Source organism: Armatimonadota bacterium, assembly GCA_031459855.1.
Classification (GTDB): domain Bacteria; phylum Sysuimicrobiota; class Sysuimicrobiia; order Sysuimicrobiales; family Humicultoraceae; genus Fervidifonticultor; species Fervidifonticultor primus.
Genome location: JAVKHP010000001.1, coordinates 376,765 through 391,580 on the forward strand (window position 1 = coordinate 376,765; position 14,816 = coordinate 391,580).

Consider the following 14,816-nt stretch of genomic DNA (forward strand, 5'->3'; position numbering starts at 1 on the left):
CCGGGCACCCCTGCGCCGGACCGGTCGGTGCGCTACGACGTCTGCGCCGCTGCCAGCAGCGCGCGCTTCCCGTACACCCGCGCCAGGTGGGCGCGGTACTCGGCGTCGGCGAACAGGTCGTCCAGCACGTCGACGCCGTCGGTGGCCTGCTGCACCGCCTCGACCACCGTGGCCTCGTCGATGCGCTTGCCGCGCAGCGCCGCCTCCACGGCCTTGGCGCGGTAGGCGTGGGGGCCGACGCCCGTGAACGCCAGGCGCACCCGTTGCTCATACCCGTCAGGCCCCAGGCGCACCACCGCCGCCGCGCCCACCACCGCGAAGCCGCTGGCGGGATGCTTCATCTTGCGGTAGGCCGAGCCCGTCACGCGCGGCGGGATCGGCACCTCCACCTCGGTGATGATCTCGCCGGGCTGCAGGGCGGTCTGGTACAGCCCCGTGAAGAAGCCGTCGGCCGGAACGGCCCGGGCGCCGGCCGGGCCCCGCACGTGGATCACGGCCTCCAGCGCCAGCACGGCCGCAGGGTAGTCGGCCGCAGGATCGGCGTGGGCCAGGCTGCCGCCGATGGTGCCGCGGTTGCGCACCTGGAGGTCGCCGATCGCCTCGGCCGCCTGCGTCAGGGCGGCGAAGTGTCGGGCGACGATCGGCGAGCGCTCGATCTCGGCGTGGGTGGTGAGCGCGCCGATGCGCACCGCCTGGGCGTCCTCGCGGATGTAGCTCAGGCCCGGAATGCGCCCCAGGTCGATCAGCAGGGGCGGCGAGGCCAGGCGGAGCTTCATCAACGGCAGCAGGCTGTGCCCGCCGGCCAGGAGTTTGGCCTCGGGGTTCTGCTGCAGCATGGCGAGCGCCTCGTCCAGCGTCGCCGGCCGCACGTAGTCGAACGCTGCCGGGATCATCGCGTCCCTCCTTTCTTTTCCTGGATCACCTTCCAGAGCCGCCGCGGGGTGAAGGGCATGTCCAGGTGGACGACCCCCAGCGGGGCCAGGGCGTCGATCACGGCGTTGGCCACGGCCGCGGTGGCGGCGATGGTCCCCGTCTCGCCCACGCCTTTGATCCCCAGCGGCTGGTGCGGGGAGGGCGTGACGGTCCGGTCCGTCTCGAACCGCGGCACCTGGAACGCCTTGGGCACCGCGTAGTCGACCAGCGACGCCGTCAGCAACTGGCCGGTGGCGTCGTAGGCCGCCGCCTCGTACAGCGCCTGGGCGATGCCCTGGGTGATGCCGCCGTGGACCTGTCCGTCCACGATCAGGGGGTTGATGACGTTGCCGCAGTCGTCGACCGCCACGTAGCGCAGCAGTCGGACCTCGCCGGTGTCGGGGTCAACCTCGACGGTGCACACGTGCGCCCCAAAGGGGTAGGTGAAGTTCGGCGGGTCGTAGAACGCCGAGGCCTCCATGCCGGGCTCGACGCCCGCCGGCAGGTTCCACGCCAGGGTCGCGGCCAGGGCGACGTCCTGGATGGTCTTGACGCGGTCGGGCGCACCCCGCACGAAGAACCGCCCGTCCTGGAAGACGATGTCGTCTTCGGCGGCCTCCAGCAGGTGCGCCGCGATCTTCCGCCCCTTCTCGATGATCCGGTCGCACGCCCGCACGATGGCACCGGTCCCCACCGCGGTGGTCCGGCTGCCGTAGGTGCCCCAGCCCATGGGCGTCAGCGCCGTATCGCCGTGAATCACCTCCACGTCGTCGAGGGGCACGCCCAGGCGGTCGGCGGTCACCTGCGCAAACGTGGTCTCCTCGCCCTGGCCATGGGGTGACTCGCCGATGAAGACCATGACCTTCCCCGTGGGCGCGACGCGCACGACCGCGCTGCCGTAGAGCCCGCCCTGGAAGCCCACGGCACCGGCGACGGCCGAGGGGCCCAGCCCGCAGATCTCCACGTAGGTGGACAGGCCCACGCCCAGGTACCGCCCCTGCCGGCGTGCCTCGACCTGCTGGCGGCGGAAGCCTTCGTAGTCCACCAGTTGCAGCGCCCTGTCCAGGGTGGCGTGGTAGTCGCCGCTGTCGTAGGTGATGCCGGTGACCACCGTGTAGGGGAACCGCTCTTTGGGAATGAAGTTGCGCCGCCGCACCTCCGCGGGGTCGAGCCCGACCGCGCGGGCGACCAGGTCCACGGCCCGTTCCACCAGGTAGGTGGCCTCCGGTCGGCCCGCGCCGCGGTAGGCGTCCACCGGGGTGGTGTTGGTGAGCACCCCGTGCACGGTGTAGTCGAGGGCGCCGAGGGTGTAGCACCCGGACAGCATCAGCCCGTGCAGGATGGTGGGAATGCCGGGCGCGCCCGTCGAGAGGTAGGCACCCATGTTCGCCCAGGTGGTCCCCCGCAGGGCCAGGAGCGTGCCGTCCTTCTTCGCCGCGATCTCCAGCTCGGTGATGTGGTCGCGGCCGTGGATGGTGGCCACGTAGTTCTCGCGCCGGTCCTCCGTCCACTTGACCGGCCGCCCCAGCACCCTGGCCAGGTAGGGGATCAGCGCGTCTTCGGGGTACACGTGGATCTTGGACCCGAAGCCGCCGCCCACCTCGGGCGCGATCACCCGCACCTTGTGCTCGGGCCACCCCAGGATGCCGGAGATCACGAGCCGGTGGATGTGCGGGTTCTGCGAGGTGACCCACACGGTGACCTCGCCGGTGGCTGGGTTGGCGTGGGCAGCCACCGCGCGCGTCTCCACGGCGTTGGGGATGAGCCGGTGGTTGACCATGCGCTGCCGCACGACCACCTCGGCCTGCCGAAAGGCCGCCTCGACGTCGCCACCGGCCACCTTCCACGTGAACGCCACGTTGCGGGGGATGTCGTCGTGCAGTTGCACCGCGCCGGGACGGGCCGCCTGCTCCTGGTCCACGACCGCCGGGAGTGGCTCGTAGGTCACGTCCACCAGGGCCGCGGCGTCGCGGGCGGCGTAGCGGTCCTCGGCCACGACCACGGCGACACCCTCGCCGACGTAGCGCACGCGGTCGATCGCCAGCACCGGCCGTGTGGGCACCTTGAGGTCGGCGTTGGGAATCAGCCAGGCGCAGGGCACGGCGCCGAGCTTGCCCGCCAGGTCCGCGCCGGTGTAGACGGCCAGCACGCCGGGATGGGCGCGGGCGCGAGCGGTGTCCACGCGCACGATGCGCGCGTGCGCATGGGGACTGCGGACGATGACGGCATGCGCCGCGCCCACGAGCCTGACGTCATCGGTGTAGGTGGCACGGCCGGTGACGAGCTGGGGGTCGTCGCGGCGCTTCACGCTGGCGCCGAAGAGCTTGGTGACGGCCACGCCCCCTCACCTCCCCCCACCGGCAGCCGCGCGGGCGGGCTGCCCCGCCATCTTGCGCGCCGCGCTCATGATGGCGTTGACGATGTGCTGGTAGCCGGTGCACCGACACAGGTTGCCCTCGAGGCCGTGGCGGATCTGGTCCTCGGTCGGGTCGGGGTAGCGCTCGAGGAGCTGGAGCGCGGTCATGAGCATGCCGGGGGTGCAGAACCCGCACTGCAGCCCGTGCTCTTCCCAGAAGGCCTCCTGGAGTGGGTGGAGCTGCCCGTCTCTGGCGAGGCCTTCCACGGTCTGAATCGTCCCGCCATCGGCCTGGACGGCCAGGACCGTGCACGACTTGACCGCCTGCCCGTTGAGGAGGATGGTGCACGCGCCGCAGCTGGTGGTGTCGCACCCGATGTGCGTGCCGGTCAGGCCCAGCACGTCACGGATGTAGTGCACCAGCAGCAGCCGGGGCTCGACGTCGTGGGTGGCGGTGACCCCGTTGGTCGTGATGGTCACCTTCACGCGCTCTCACCTCCTGGCGGCTATGGGCTGGATTCCGGGTGTGCGAAAGCCCTTCGGCGCATGGGCGCTGCTTCCCTGCGGGCGCCGCCGGGGGGAGTCGCCGTGCCACGTCCCCGCAGGCGCGACCACCGGCCACCGTACGATTTGCGGGCGGCGAACTCTACGCCACGCCCATGCAGGCGCGACCACCGCCTGCGTCGAACTCGCCCGGCGAGCAGGTGGTCCAGCCATGTCGACCCAGTCCGCGGCCCGCATCGTCTGGACGCCGGACCCTGCCCGGGCCCGGGCCAGCCGCCTGGCGCGCCTGATCGCCCGCGCGGGCGCCCCTGACTACGACGCCCTCTACCGCCGATCGGTCGAGGACCCGGCGTGGTTCTGGCAGCTCGTGGTGGAGGACCTGGGCCTGGAGTGGTTCCGCCCCTACACGCAGGTGCTCGACACCAGCCAGGGCGTTCCGTGGGCCCGCTGGTTCGTCGGCGGCCAGGCCAACCTGACCTGGAACTGTCTGGACCGGCACGTGCGCGCCGGGCGCGGCGACCGCCCCGCGCTCGTCTACGAAGGCGACGACGGCACCGTGCGGACGCTGACCTACGAAGAGCTGCTCGAGGAGGTCTGCCGGCTGGCGTTCGCCCTGCGCGGGCTGGGCATCGGCCGGGGCGACGTGGCGGGCGTCTTCCTCCCCATGATCCCCGAGGCGGTCATCGCCACGCTGGCGCTGTCGCGCATCGGCGCCATCTACATCCCGTGCTTCTCGGGGTTTGCGGCCCCCGCAGTGGCCACGCGCCTGGCCGACGGCGGCGCCACGCTGCTGGTCACCGCCGACGGCTTTGTGCGGCGCGGGCAGGTCGTGCCGATGAAGGAAACGGCAGACGCGGCCGCGGCCGAACTGCCCGGGCTACGCCACGTGGTGGTCGTGCGGCACCTGGGCCGCGACGTGCCCTGGACCGCAGGGCGCGACCGCTGGTGGCACGAGCTGACCCGCACCTACCCGCGCGCGTGCCCGCCCGAGCCCGTGGACAGCGAAGCGCCGTTCATGATCATCTACACCTCGGGCACCACGGGACGGCCCAAGGGATGCGTGCACGTCCACATGGGCTTCCCCCTCAAGGGCGCCATGGACATGGCCTACTGCTTCGACGTGGGCCAGGACGACCGGGTCTTCTGGTACACCGACCTGGGATGGATGATGGGGCCCTGGCTGATCCTGGGCACGCTGCTGCTGGGAGGCACCATGGTGCTCTTCGACGGCACGCCCGACCACCCCACGCCGGCTCGGCTCTGGCAGCTCGTCGAGCGCCACCGCGTCACCGTGCTGGGGATCTCCCCCACGGCGATCCGGGCGCTCATGCGGCACGGCCCACAGCCCCCGCATCAGCACGACCTCTCCAGCCTGCGCATCCTGGGGAGCACGGGCGAACCGTGGAACCCCGAACCCTGGCTGTGGTACTTCGAGCACGTGGGGCGCAGCCGGCTGCCGATCATGAACTACTCGGGGGGTACCGAGATCTCGGGCGGGATCCTCTGCTGCGACCTGCTGCATCCGCAGGCACCCACGGCGTTCACCGGGCCGATCCCCGGCATGGCCGCCGACGTCTACGACGAGCAGGGTCGGCCGGTGCGCGGAGCAGTAGGCGAGCTGGTGCTGACGCAACCCTGGCCCGGGATGACCCGGGGGTTCTGGCGCGACCCACAGCGCTACCTCGACACCTACTGGTCGCGGTGGCCCGGGGTCTGGGTGCACGGCGACTGGGTACGCGTCGACGACGACGGCTTCTGGTACATCCTGGGGCGCAGCGACGACACCCTGAACGTGGCGGGCAAGCGCATCGGCCCCGCCGAGGTCGAGTCGGCGCTCACGGCCCATCCGGCCGTGGCCGAAGCGGCGGCCATCGGCATCCCCCACCCGATCAAGGGCGAGGCGATCGCCTGCTTCGTGGTGCTGCGCCCCGGCCACGCGCCGGACGACGCACTGCGCGATGCGCTGCGCCAGACCGCGGCCGCCCAGCTGGGCAAGGCGCTCGCGCCCGAGGAGATCCACTTCGTGCGCGACCTGCCCAAGACGCGCAACGCCAAGGTGATGCGGCGCGTGATCCGGGCCCGGTACCTCGGCCGCGATCCAGGCGACCTGTCGTCGCTGGAGAACCCGCAGGCCGTGGAGGAGATCCCGCAGGGCGGGCGACCGGCAGACGTCGCGGGCGGCCCGCCAGCCCGATGAGGCCCGACAGTGGACCCGGGGCCACGGGCAACGCGCGGTGCTGGCGGCAGGCCGCAGGGGTCCCTGCGGCCGTGGATCCCTGCGCCGCCCCCGGCACGGCATCGCGCTCGCGCGCCAACCGCCGACGGACCAGACGACGATCGTGAAGGTCTGGCGCGGCGCGCCGACGCCGCTGGGGGCGACCTGGGACGGCCTGGGCGTCAACTTCGCGGTCTACAGCGAGCGCGCCGAGGCGGTCACACTGGTGCTGTTCGAGGGTCCCGACGACCCGGCAGGCCGCGAGGTACCACTGTCTGAGCGCACCGGTCCCATCTGGCACGGCTACGTCCCCGGCCTCGGGCCCGGCCAGCTCTACGGCTACCGGGTGCACGGACCCTACCGGCCGCACGAGGGCCTCCGGTTCAACGCCCGCAAGGTCCTGCTCGACCCCTACGCCAGGGCCGTGGGACGTCCCCTGCGCTGGCACGACAGCCTGTACGGCTACGTCGTCGGTCACCCGGACGCCGATCTGTCGCTCAACGACGCCGACAGCGCGCCGTATGCGCCGCTGGGCGCCGTGGTGGACGACGCGTTCGCGTGGGGGGACGATCGGCCGCCCCGGGTGCCCTGGGAGGACACCATCATCTACGAGACCCACGTGAAGGGCCTGACCGCCCTGCATCCCGAGGTGCCGCCCCACCTGCGCGGCACGTACCTGGGGGTGGCCGCCGAGCCCATCGTCGACCACCTCACCAGCCTGGGGATCACCACCGTCGAGCTGCTGCCGGTGCAGGCGTTCGTCCAGGACCGCCGCCTGGTCGAGCACGGACTGCGCAACTACTGGGGCTACACCCCGCTGGCCTACTTCGCGCCGGAGCCCACCTATGCGGCGGGCGGTGGCCTGGCGGCGGTGCGGGAGTTCAAGACCATGGTGCGCGCCCTGCACGCCGCCGGACTGGAGGTGATCCTCGACGTCGTCTACAACCACACCGGTGAGGGCGACCACCTCGGTCCCACGCTGGCGTTCCGTGGCCTCGACAACGCCGCCTACTACAAGCTGGCCGACGACCGCCGCTTCTACGTGGACTACACCGGGACCGGGAACACCCTGGATGCCGGCAACCCCTACGTGGTCCAGCTCATCGTCGACAGCCTGCGCTACTGGGTCCAGGAGATGCACGTCGACGGGTTCCGCTTCGACCTGGCGCCGGTCCTGGCGCGGGAGGCCCGCGACGTCGACATGCGGGCGGCCGTCCTGCAGGCCCTCCAGCACGACCCGGTGCTCTCCCGCGTCAAGCTCATCGCCGAGCCCTGGGACCTCGGGCCCGGGGGCTACCAGGTGGGCCACTTCCCGTGGCCGTGGGCCGAGTGGAACGGGCGCTACCGCGACGCCGTGCGCCGGTTCTGGCGCGGGGACGAGGGGACCGCCGGCGAGTTCGCCACGCGCGTGACCGGCTCGGCCGACCTGTACGCCCGGGCGCACCGCCGCCCGTGCGCCTCGGTCAACTACGTCACCGCCCACGACGGCTTCACCCTGGAAGACCTGGTCAGCTACGAGCGCAAGCACAACGAGGCGAACCTGGAGGACAACCGCGACGGCACCGACGCCAACTACAGCGTCAACTGCGGGCACGAAGGCCCCACCGACGCCCCGGCGGTGCTGGCCTGCCGCGAGACGCTCAAGCGCAGCCTGGTGGTCACGCTGTGCTGCTCGCTGGGCGTGCCCATGCTGCTGGGCGGCGACGAGCTCTCCCGCACGCAACGGGGCAACAACAACGCCTACTGCCAGGACAACCCGGTGAGCTGGTACCACTGGACGCTGGACCACCGGCAGCGCGCGTTCCTGGAGTTCGTGCGCGCCGCGGTCGCCTTCCGCAAGGGGCACCCGACCTTCCGGCGGCGCACGTTCCTCACCGGCGCCCCCACGCCCGGCGGGTACCCCGACGTCCTCTGGGTCCATCCCGACGGGCGGACGATGACCCCCGACGACTGGGCCGCGCCGGGGCTGCGGGCGCTGGGAATGCTGCTGCCCGGGGGCGGCATCGCCGACACGGATGCCCGGGGCCGGCGCGTCACCGACGCGACCGTGCTGGTGCTGTTCAACGCCGGCCGGGCGCGGCGCTTCGTCCTACCCGAGCCCCCGGACGCCTGGGGATGGGAACTCGTGCTCTCGTCGCGGCCCGGGCACGCCCGGCGTCGGGTGGCCCTGCCGCCAGGGCACCGCGTCATCCTCGGACCCCGGCAGGCGGCCGTCCTGCAAGCGATCCCGCCGCGCTGAGGCGGCTACCGGCCGGTGCCTGGCGCGAGGAACAGCACGGCCAGCGGGGGGAGCGTCAGGACCACCGAGTAGGGCTGGCCGTGCCAGGGTACCGGGCTGGCCTCGACGCCACCCAGGTTGCCCCACCCGGTCCCGCCGTACTCGACGGCGTCGCTGTTGAGCAGCTCGCGCCACCAGCCAGCCAGCGGCACGCCCACCCGGTACTGGTGGCGAGGTACCGGCGTGAAGTTGCACACGATCACCACCACGGCGTCCGGCGACCGCCCGCGGCGCATGAAGCTCAGCACGCTCTGCTCGGCGTCGTGCGGGTCGATCCACGCGAACCCCTCCGGCGCGCAGTCGAGCTCGTGCAGGGCCGGCTGCGTCCGGTAGGCGTGGTTGAGGTCGGCGACCCAGCGCTGCACGCCCGCGTGGCGCGGATCGGCCAGCAGGTGCCAGTCGAGGCTGGACTCGTGGTCCCACTCCCGCCACTGCCCGAACTCGCCGCCCATGAACAGCAGCTTCTTCCCCGGCTGGGCGTACTGGTAGCCGAAGAGCAGGCGCAGGTGCGCCAGCCGCTGCGCCGTGTCCCCGGGCATCGCGCCCGCCAGCGAGCCCTTGCCGTGGACCACCTCGTCGTGCGACAGCGGCAGCACGAAGTTCTCGCTGAAGGCGTACAGGCCGCGAAAGGTCAGCCGCTGGTGATGGTACTTCCGGTAGATCGGATCCAGGCGCAGGTAGGCCAGGGTGTCGTGCATCCACCCCATGTCCCACTTGAGCCCGAACCCGAGCCCGCCCACGTACGTGGGCCGCGAGACCCCAGGCCACGCCGTCGACTCCTCGGCGATGGTCTGCACGTCGGGGAACGCCCGGTAGACTTCCTCGTTGAGCCGGCGCAGGAAGGCGATCGCCTCGAGGTTCTCGCGCCCGCCGTAGACGTTGGGGACCCACTGGCCCGGGGCGCGCGAGTAGTCCAGGTAGAGCATCGACGCCACGGCGTCGACCCGCAGACCGTCGACGTGGTAGCGCTCCAGCCAGAAGCGCGCGCTGCTCAGCAGGAAGCTGCGGACCTCGTGCCGCCCGTAGTTGAAGACGTAGCTGTGCCAGTCGGGGTGCAGGCCCTGGCGGGGGTCGGCGTGCTCGTAGAGGTGCGTCCCGTCGAAGCGGCCCAGGCCGTGCTCGTCGGTGGCGAAGTGCGAGGGGACCCAGTCGAGGATGACGCCGATGCCGTGCTGGTGGAGGACGTCCACCAGGGCCATGAAGTCCTGCGGGGTCCCGTAGCGCGCCGTGGGCGCGAAGTACCCGGTGACCTGGTACCCCCACGAGCCATAGAACGGATGCTCCATCACCGGCAGGAACTCCACGTGGGTGAACCCCATCTCGCGTACGTAGGCGGCCAGCTGCGGCGCCAGCTCGCGGTAGGTGAGGGGGCGGTTGCCCTGCTCGGGGACGCGGCGCCACGAGCCCAGGTGCACCTCGTAGATGGCCATGGGCGCGTCCAGGCGCTGGCGACGGCCCCGCTCGGCCATCCACGCCCCATCACCCCACGCGTAGCTGAGGTCGGTGATCACCGACGCGGTCCCCGGCGGCGGCACCGTCTGGAAGGCGAGAGGGTCGCTCTTGTCCACGCGGTACGCACCGCCGCGGGCGGTGATGTGGAACAGGTAGCGGTGGCCGGGGCGTGCCTCGGGCACCACACCCTCCCAGATGCCCGAGACCCCGCGCGGTGCCAGCGGATGGCGCAACCGATCCCAGGCGTTGAAGTCGCCGAAGACCGTGACCCTTTCCGCATTGGGCGCCCAGACGGCGAACACGACACCGCCGCCGGGCAGCGGGTGCGCGCCCAGGTGGTCGAACAGCCGCAGGTGCGAGCCTTCGTTGAACAGGTAGAGGTCGTCCTCGCTCAACAGCGTCATCCGCCGTCACCTGCCACGAGCTGCACGAGGCCTTCCAGGGCGACGCGCAGCTCCTCCGGCCGCTGCCCGAGTGCGTTCCCCAGGTCGGCGATGGCCTGTTCCACCAGGAACACCTCCAGCAACAGCGCGCTCTCGGCGCGGGTGCGGGGCAGGAAGCGCGCCCGCGCGGCTCCCGCCAGGTAGGCTCGCAGGAAGGCCGCCTGCGCCCATCGCTCCCAGACCCGGACCCACGGGACCAGGGCCACGGTCTCCTCAGGACGCACACGGCCCCACTCCCCGGCGGTCGCCAGCGCAGCGCAGGCGGCGCGGTGGAACGACCACAGCATCCCGGCCACGTCGCGAAGCGGCGACCGCTTCAACCGCCGCTCTCCCAGCGGCCGACTGGGGACACCCTCGAAGTCGATGAGCACGACGTCCTTCCCCGTCGACAGCACCTGCCCCAGGTGGTAGTCGCCGTGGCAGCGGATCCGCTGGGCCAGCAGCCGCCGTTCCAGCAGCCCGCGCAGGCGCCGCTGGATCTCGGGCTCCGTCTCCAGCGCGCGCCGGGCCAGCGCCCGCAGGTCTTCTGGCAGCGTGCCGAGCCGTGCCCGCATCACCTGCAAGACGCTCCGGGTCAGGGCGCGCATCGACTGGTAGAGGGACCGCTGGTCCAGCGGGGTGAACGTCTCGGGCGCGAAGCGCGGGTCGTCGGGCGCGGACGCCAGCACCACGTGCAGGTCCGCGGTGCGCTGTCCCAGCAGCCGCGCCGTCTCCAGGTAGGGCGCCATGAGCTCCAGCACCAGGGCCGGCGGCTCCTGGTCGACCAGGTCCAGGAGGCCCCCCGCCGGTCGCGGCGCCTCGACGCCCTGGGCGCGCTTGGCCAGCGCGCGTTCCAGGTAGTCGTCCAGCGCGTGCAGCGCCTGGCTCCACCCGTCGTCCTGGTGGGGCACGAACGCCTGGAGCACGGCCAGCGTCGTCGGCTCGCCGTTGCGCGCGCGGTACTCGATGGCACCGACCACCGCTGGGGCGTGGGGGAACCGCCGCTGGGTGAGCAGCCGGCCCAGCTCCAGGTCGGGATTGGTCCCTGGTTCCACCCTGCGGAACACCTTGAGGACGAGCCGGCCGCCAAAGGACACCAGCGTGTTGTGCCGCTCGATGGGGGCTCCCGGGACAGCGGCCAGCACGCCGTCTGCCAGCGCCTGGAACTCGCGGCCGCGCCAGCACACCACGGTGCCCGCCGCGCCCCGCAGCCGCCGGCGCCGGGCGATCGCCTCCAGCAGCGCGCGGCAGGTGGTCGGATCGTACAACGCGTCGGCGAGGACGCCGTCGGTCCGGGCGCCGCTGGCCACCTGCGCGACGACGGCGTCCGGCGCCGCGCGCGCCAGTCGGGTGGCCTCCTCCCCGGCGGCCGCGCGCACCGGCACGTGGTAGACGTCCGGTTCGCCGTCGGTGTACTCCACCCGCGCCAGCAGCAGCGCGGTCCCCAGGGGGCGGCGGTCCAGCGAGACCGCATCGGCGATCCGCAGCGCCTTGACAGAGCGCCCAGCACTGCCACACCACCGACGGCCCGGGAGGAAGGCCGCGAGGGCGGTCTCCACTGCCGCCCGTGCCGGCCCCGCCAGGGCGTCCGGCCAGGTGCGCATCGCCACGGCGGGCACCGCCGCCGGCTCGCGCGCGGGCACCGCCGTCGCGCCGGGCGGGCGCAGGAGGAACCAGTAGAACGCGTGCGGCCCGAGCGTGAGCGGGTAGGGGGCGGGGCCGATCGGGGGGAAGGCGGTGCGGCCGAACAGCTCCACGGGCACCCAGCCGGCGAACGCGGCCAGCGGGAGCGCGGTGTGCTCGACGAAGCGCGAGAGGTTGGCCACCACCAGGAGGCATTCGTCGCCACCGCGGCGCACGAACGCCAGGATCTTCTTGCTGTCGGGCAAGACCAGCTCCAGGGAGCCGCGCCCGAACGCGCGGTGTTGCCGCCGCAGGGCGAGCAGGCGGCGGACCCACCAGAGGCGCGAGTGGGGGTTCTGCTCCTGCGCCTCGACGTTCACCGCCTCGTAGTGGTACTCGGGGTCCACGATGACCGGCAGGTAGAGCTGCTGGGGGTTGCACCGCGAGAACCCAGCGTTGCGGTCGGGGCTCCACTGCATCGGCGTGCGGACGCCGAGGCGGTCGCCCAGGTGGACGTTGTCGCCCATGCCGATCTCGTCGCCGTAGTAGAGCACCGGTGTGCCGGGCAACGAGCACAGCAGGCCGTACATGAGCTCGATGCGGCGGTGGCTGTTGCCCAGCAGCGGCGCCAGCCGCCGCCGGATGCCCAGGTGGAGCCGCGCCTGCGGGTCGCTGGCGTAGACGCGGTACATGTAGTCCCGCTCTTCGTCGGTCACCATCTCCAGCGTCAGCTCGTCGTGGTTGCGCAGGAACAGCGCCCACTGGCAGCCCTCGGGAATCGGCGGCGTCTGGTCCAGGATGTCCACGATGGGGAACCGATCCTCCATGCGCATGGCCATGAACAGCCGCGGCATCAGCGGGAAGTGGAAGGCCATGTGGCACTCGTCACCCTGGCCGAAGTAGGCCGCCGCGTCCTCGGGCCACTGGTTGGCCTCGGCCAGCAGCATGCGGTGGGGATAGCGGGCATCCACGTACCGCCGCAGCTCCTTGAGGAACGCGTGGGTCTCGGGCAGGTTCTCGCAGGTGGTGCCGTCGCGCTCGTAGAGGTAGGGCACGGCGTCCAGGCGCAGCCCGTCCACCCCCAGCGCGCACCAGAAGTCCACGACGCGCAGCATCGCCCGCCGCACGGCCGGGTTGTCGTAGTTGAGGTCGGGCTGGTGGCTGTAGAAGCGATGCCAGTAGTAGGCACGGGCCATCGGATCCCAGGCCCAGTTGGCGGCCTCGTAGTCCTTGAAGATGACGCGGGCCTCGGCGTAGCGGTCTGGCGTCTCGCTCCACACGTAGAAGTCGCGCCACCGGCTGCCCGCGGGTGCGCGCCGGGCCCGCTGGAACCACGGGTGCTGGTCCGAGGTGTGGTTGAGCACGAGCTCGGTGATGACGCGCAGCCCCCGGCGGTGGGCCTCGTGCAGGAACGCCTCGAAGTCGCGCAGCGTGCCGTACTGGGGGTGGACCGCCGTGTAGTCGGCGATGTCGTAGCCGTCGTCCCGCAGGGGCGAGGGGTAGAACGGCAGCAGCCAGATGGCCGTCACCCCCAGGGCCTCGAGGTACGGGAGCTTCTCGGTGAGGCCACGGAAGTCGCCGACGCCGTCGCCGTCGCTGTCGGCGAACGACCGCACGTGCAGCTCGTAGATGATCGCGTCCCGGTACCAGGTGGGATCGGCCTCGAGGCCGGCGACCGCCCGCCGCGTCCGCGTCGTCATCTCTCGCCGCTCACCCGTCCCCGCGCGGCGAGGCCCACACGGCCTGCGCCCGCCGCCTGGCCGGCGTCGCGCCCCGTCGCCGCGCGGCGACGCCCGGCTCCGCTAGCGCTCGGCCCCGCGGGCTGGAACTACCCGGCCCCGCGCGGTCCGGCCCCACGTCCCCGGTCTCGCCGGGGCGCGCGCGCCCCTGCGCGCAACCTTCGTGCGCGCCGCGCGTCATCCTGCCTGCGGCGCACCGGTGGTGCGCTCAGGGCTGGGTGAACGGCTGCTCCAGATGCACGTCGTGCTGGACCGCGCCGCTGTTGGCCGCGCGTGGCACGGTCACGACCAGCCGGTCGGGGCCCGAGCGCATGACGACCTGCACCACCACGATCGTGTCCACCGGCGCGACGACCGCCGTCACGGGGATCGGCACCAGGTAGAACAGGCGGCCCTTCACCTTGGCGCCGGCCGGTGTCCCCAGCCGCACCAGCTGGCCCGGCGGGATCATCGGCGGCCCCGGCGGACCGAAGCCCAGGAACGCGCCGGCGGCGGTGCGGACCACGTAGAACGTGTAGCACCGGCCGCCCGCCACCACGACGCCGCCGAGGCGTACCGCGCCCGCAAGGCACCAGCCGTCGCGCCCCTGTGTGACCTTGACAACCTTGACCCCGTGCCCCTCGGCCCGCGGCAGCTTACCCGGCGGTCCGGCCAGGGCACCGACGGTGCCCAGCGCCACCAGCGCGATCGCACACCCAAGCACCCAACGCCAGCGTCTCATGGCATCGCCTCCTGCGCACGCATGCCTGATCCTCCCGCCTGCTCGGCCCCCGGGGTCGCCGGCTGCCACGTCGAGCACGCCGTCGGTTCACTCACGGGGACGACGGTCCCGCCCTGCTCGTCCTCACTGACGGCCACACGCCGTCGGTTCACTTACGGGTACGACACCGGCAGCTCCACGGTGCGCTCGGGCGCACCGCCGATGCGCACCTGGAGCCGCCCGTCGGGCAGGAACCGTACGTCGACCGCCTGCACCGTCCCCGGGGGCGCGAACCGCGCGGCCGCCGGCAGCGGCACCCGGTACTGCAGGGCCGCCAGCACCTCGACCGCGGCGGGCGCCGACATCGCGACGACCTGCCCCGGGCGCAGCCGCCGCAGCTCGGGCGGACCGAACCCCAACAATGCGCCCTCGGCCGGGCGGACGAGGTAGTGCGTGTAACACCGGTCGCCGGGAATCACGACGAACCCGATCTGGATCGCATGCGGCAGGCATCCCGCGCCGACCCCGCCCCGGGGCTCCGGTTCGGCGCGAACCACCCGGCCGGCACTCCCACCCAGGGCCAGCAGGACCGCAATGCACACCAGCGCCCGCACG

9 protein-coding genes are annotated in these 14,816 nt (G+C 72.7%); 2 read left to right on the forward strand and 7 right to left on the reverse strand.

Annotation, left to right across the window (positions count from 1 at the left end):
• Positions 1 to 32: 32 nt before the first annotated feature.
• From QN157_01685 to QN157_01695, 3 genes are read right to left on the reverse strand one after another with little or no spacing between them, the layout of a single operon-like run.
• Positions 33 to 893, reverse strand: a complete 861-nt coding sequence (locus QN157_01685) for a xanthine dehydrogenase family protein subunit M (GenBank protein ID MDR7554297.1) — start codon at positions 891 to 893, stop codon at positions 33 to 35.
• On the reverse strand, positions 890 to 3,250 hold the full coding sequence (locus QN157_01690; GenBank protein MDR7554298.1) for a molybdopterin-dependent oxidoreductase: 2,361 nt from the start codon (positions 3,248 to 3,250) through the stop codon (positions 890 to 892). Before QN157_01690 ends, QN157_01685 begins: the two co-directional genes overlap by 4 nt.
• A 6-nt stretch (positions 3,251 to 3,256) precedes the next feature.
• Complete coding sequence (locus tag QN157_01695; GenBank protein ID MDR7554299.1) at positions 3,257 to 3,754, reverse strand: (2Fe-2S)-binding protein; 498 nt, start codon at positions 3,752 to 3,754, stop codon at positions 3,257 to 3,259.
• 229 nt (positions 3,755 to 3,983) lie between these two features.
• Here QN157_01695 and QN157_01700 point away from each other — a divergent pair, with 229 nt between their 5' ends.
• Both QN157_01700 and glgX read left to right on the forward strand, forming a co-directional pair.
• Positions 3,984 to 5,969: an acetate--CoA ligase gene (locus tag QN157_01700; GenBank protein ID MDR7554300.1), complete on the forward strand. Its 1,986-nt coding sequence runs from the start codon at positions 3,984 to 3,986 to the stop codon at positions 5,967 to 5,969.
• A 142-nt stretch (positions 5,970 to 6,111) separates the two neighbouring features.
• Positions 6,112 to 8,226: a glycogen debranching protein GlgX gene (gene glgX, locus QN157_01705; protein MDR7554301.1), complete on the forward strand. Its 2,115-nt coding sequence runs from the start codon at positions 6,112 to 6,114 to the stop codon at positions 8,224 to 8,226.
• Between the two features lie 5 nt (positions 8,227 to 8,231).
• Here glgX and glgB read toward each other — a convergent pair whose 3' ends face one another.
• The 4 genes from glgB to QN157_01725 all read right to left on the reverse strand — a co-directional run bounded on the left by glgB (position 8,232) and on the right by QN157_01725 (position 14,815).
• On the reverse strand, positions 8,232 to 10,121 hold the full coding sequence (gene glgB / locus QN157_01710; protein ID MDR7554302.1) for a 1,4-alpha-glucan branching protein GlgB: 1,890 nt from the start codon (positions 10,119 to 10,121) through the stop codon (positions 8,232 to 8,234).
• Positions 10,118 to 13,462: a maltose alpha-D-glucosyltransferase gene (gene treS, locus QN157_01715; GenBank protein MDR7554303.1), complete on the reverse strand. Its 3,345-nt coding sequence runs from the start codon at positions 13,460 to 13,462 to the stop codon at positions 10,118 to 10,120. The genes glgB and treS overlap by 4 nt, the downstream gene beginning before the upstream one ends.
• Positions 13,463 to 13,709: 247 nt before the next feature.
• Positions 13,710 to 14,222, reverse strand: a complete 513-nt coding sequence (locus tag QN157_01720; protein MDR7554304.1) for a hypothetical protein — start codon at positions 14,220 to 14,222, stop codon at positions 13,710 to 13,712.
• A 152-nt stretch (positions 14,223 to 14,374) separates the two neighbouring features.
• Positions 14,375 to 14,815, reverse strand: a complete 441-nt coding sequence (locus tag QN157_01725; GenBank protein MDR7554305.1) for a hypothetical protein — start codon at positions 14,813 to 14,815, stop codon at positions 14,375 to 14,377.
• Position 14,816 lies beyond the last annotated feature (1 nt).

What these genes read in the sequence shown, in the direction of transcription:
- QN157_01685 (MDR7554297.1), bottom strand. Translation starts at nt 893, where the DNA reads ATGATCCCGGCAGCGTTCGACTACGTGCGGCCGGCGACGCTGGACGAG.
- QN157_01700 (MDR7554300.1), top strand. Translation starts at nt 3,984, where the DNA reads ATGTCGACCCAGTCCGCGGCCCGCATCGTCTGGACGCCGGACCCTGCC.
- glgB (MDR7554302.1), bottom strand. Translation starts at nt 10,121, where the DNA reads ATGACGCTGTTGAGCGAGGACGACCTCTACCTGTTCAACGAAGGCTCG.
- treS (MDR7554303.1), bottom strand. Translation starts at nt 13,462, where the DNA reads ATGACGACGCGGACGCGGCGGGCGGTCGCCGGCCTCGAGGCCGATCCC.
- QN157_01720 (MDR7554304.1), bottom strand. Translation starts at nt 14,222, where the DNA reads ATGAGACGCTGGCGTTGGGTGCTTGGGTGTGCGATCGCGCTGGTGGCG.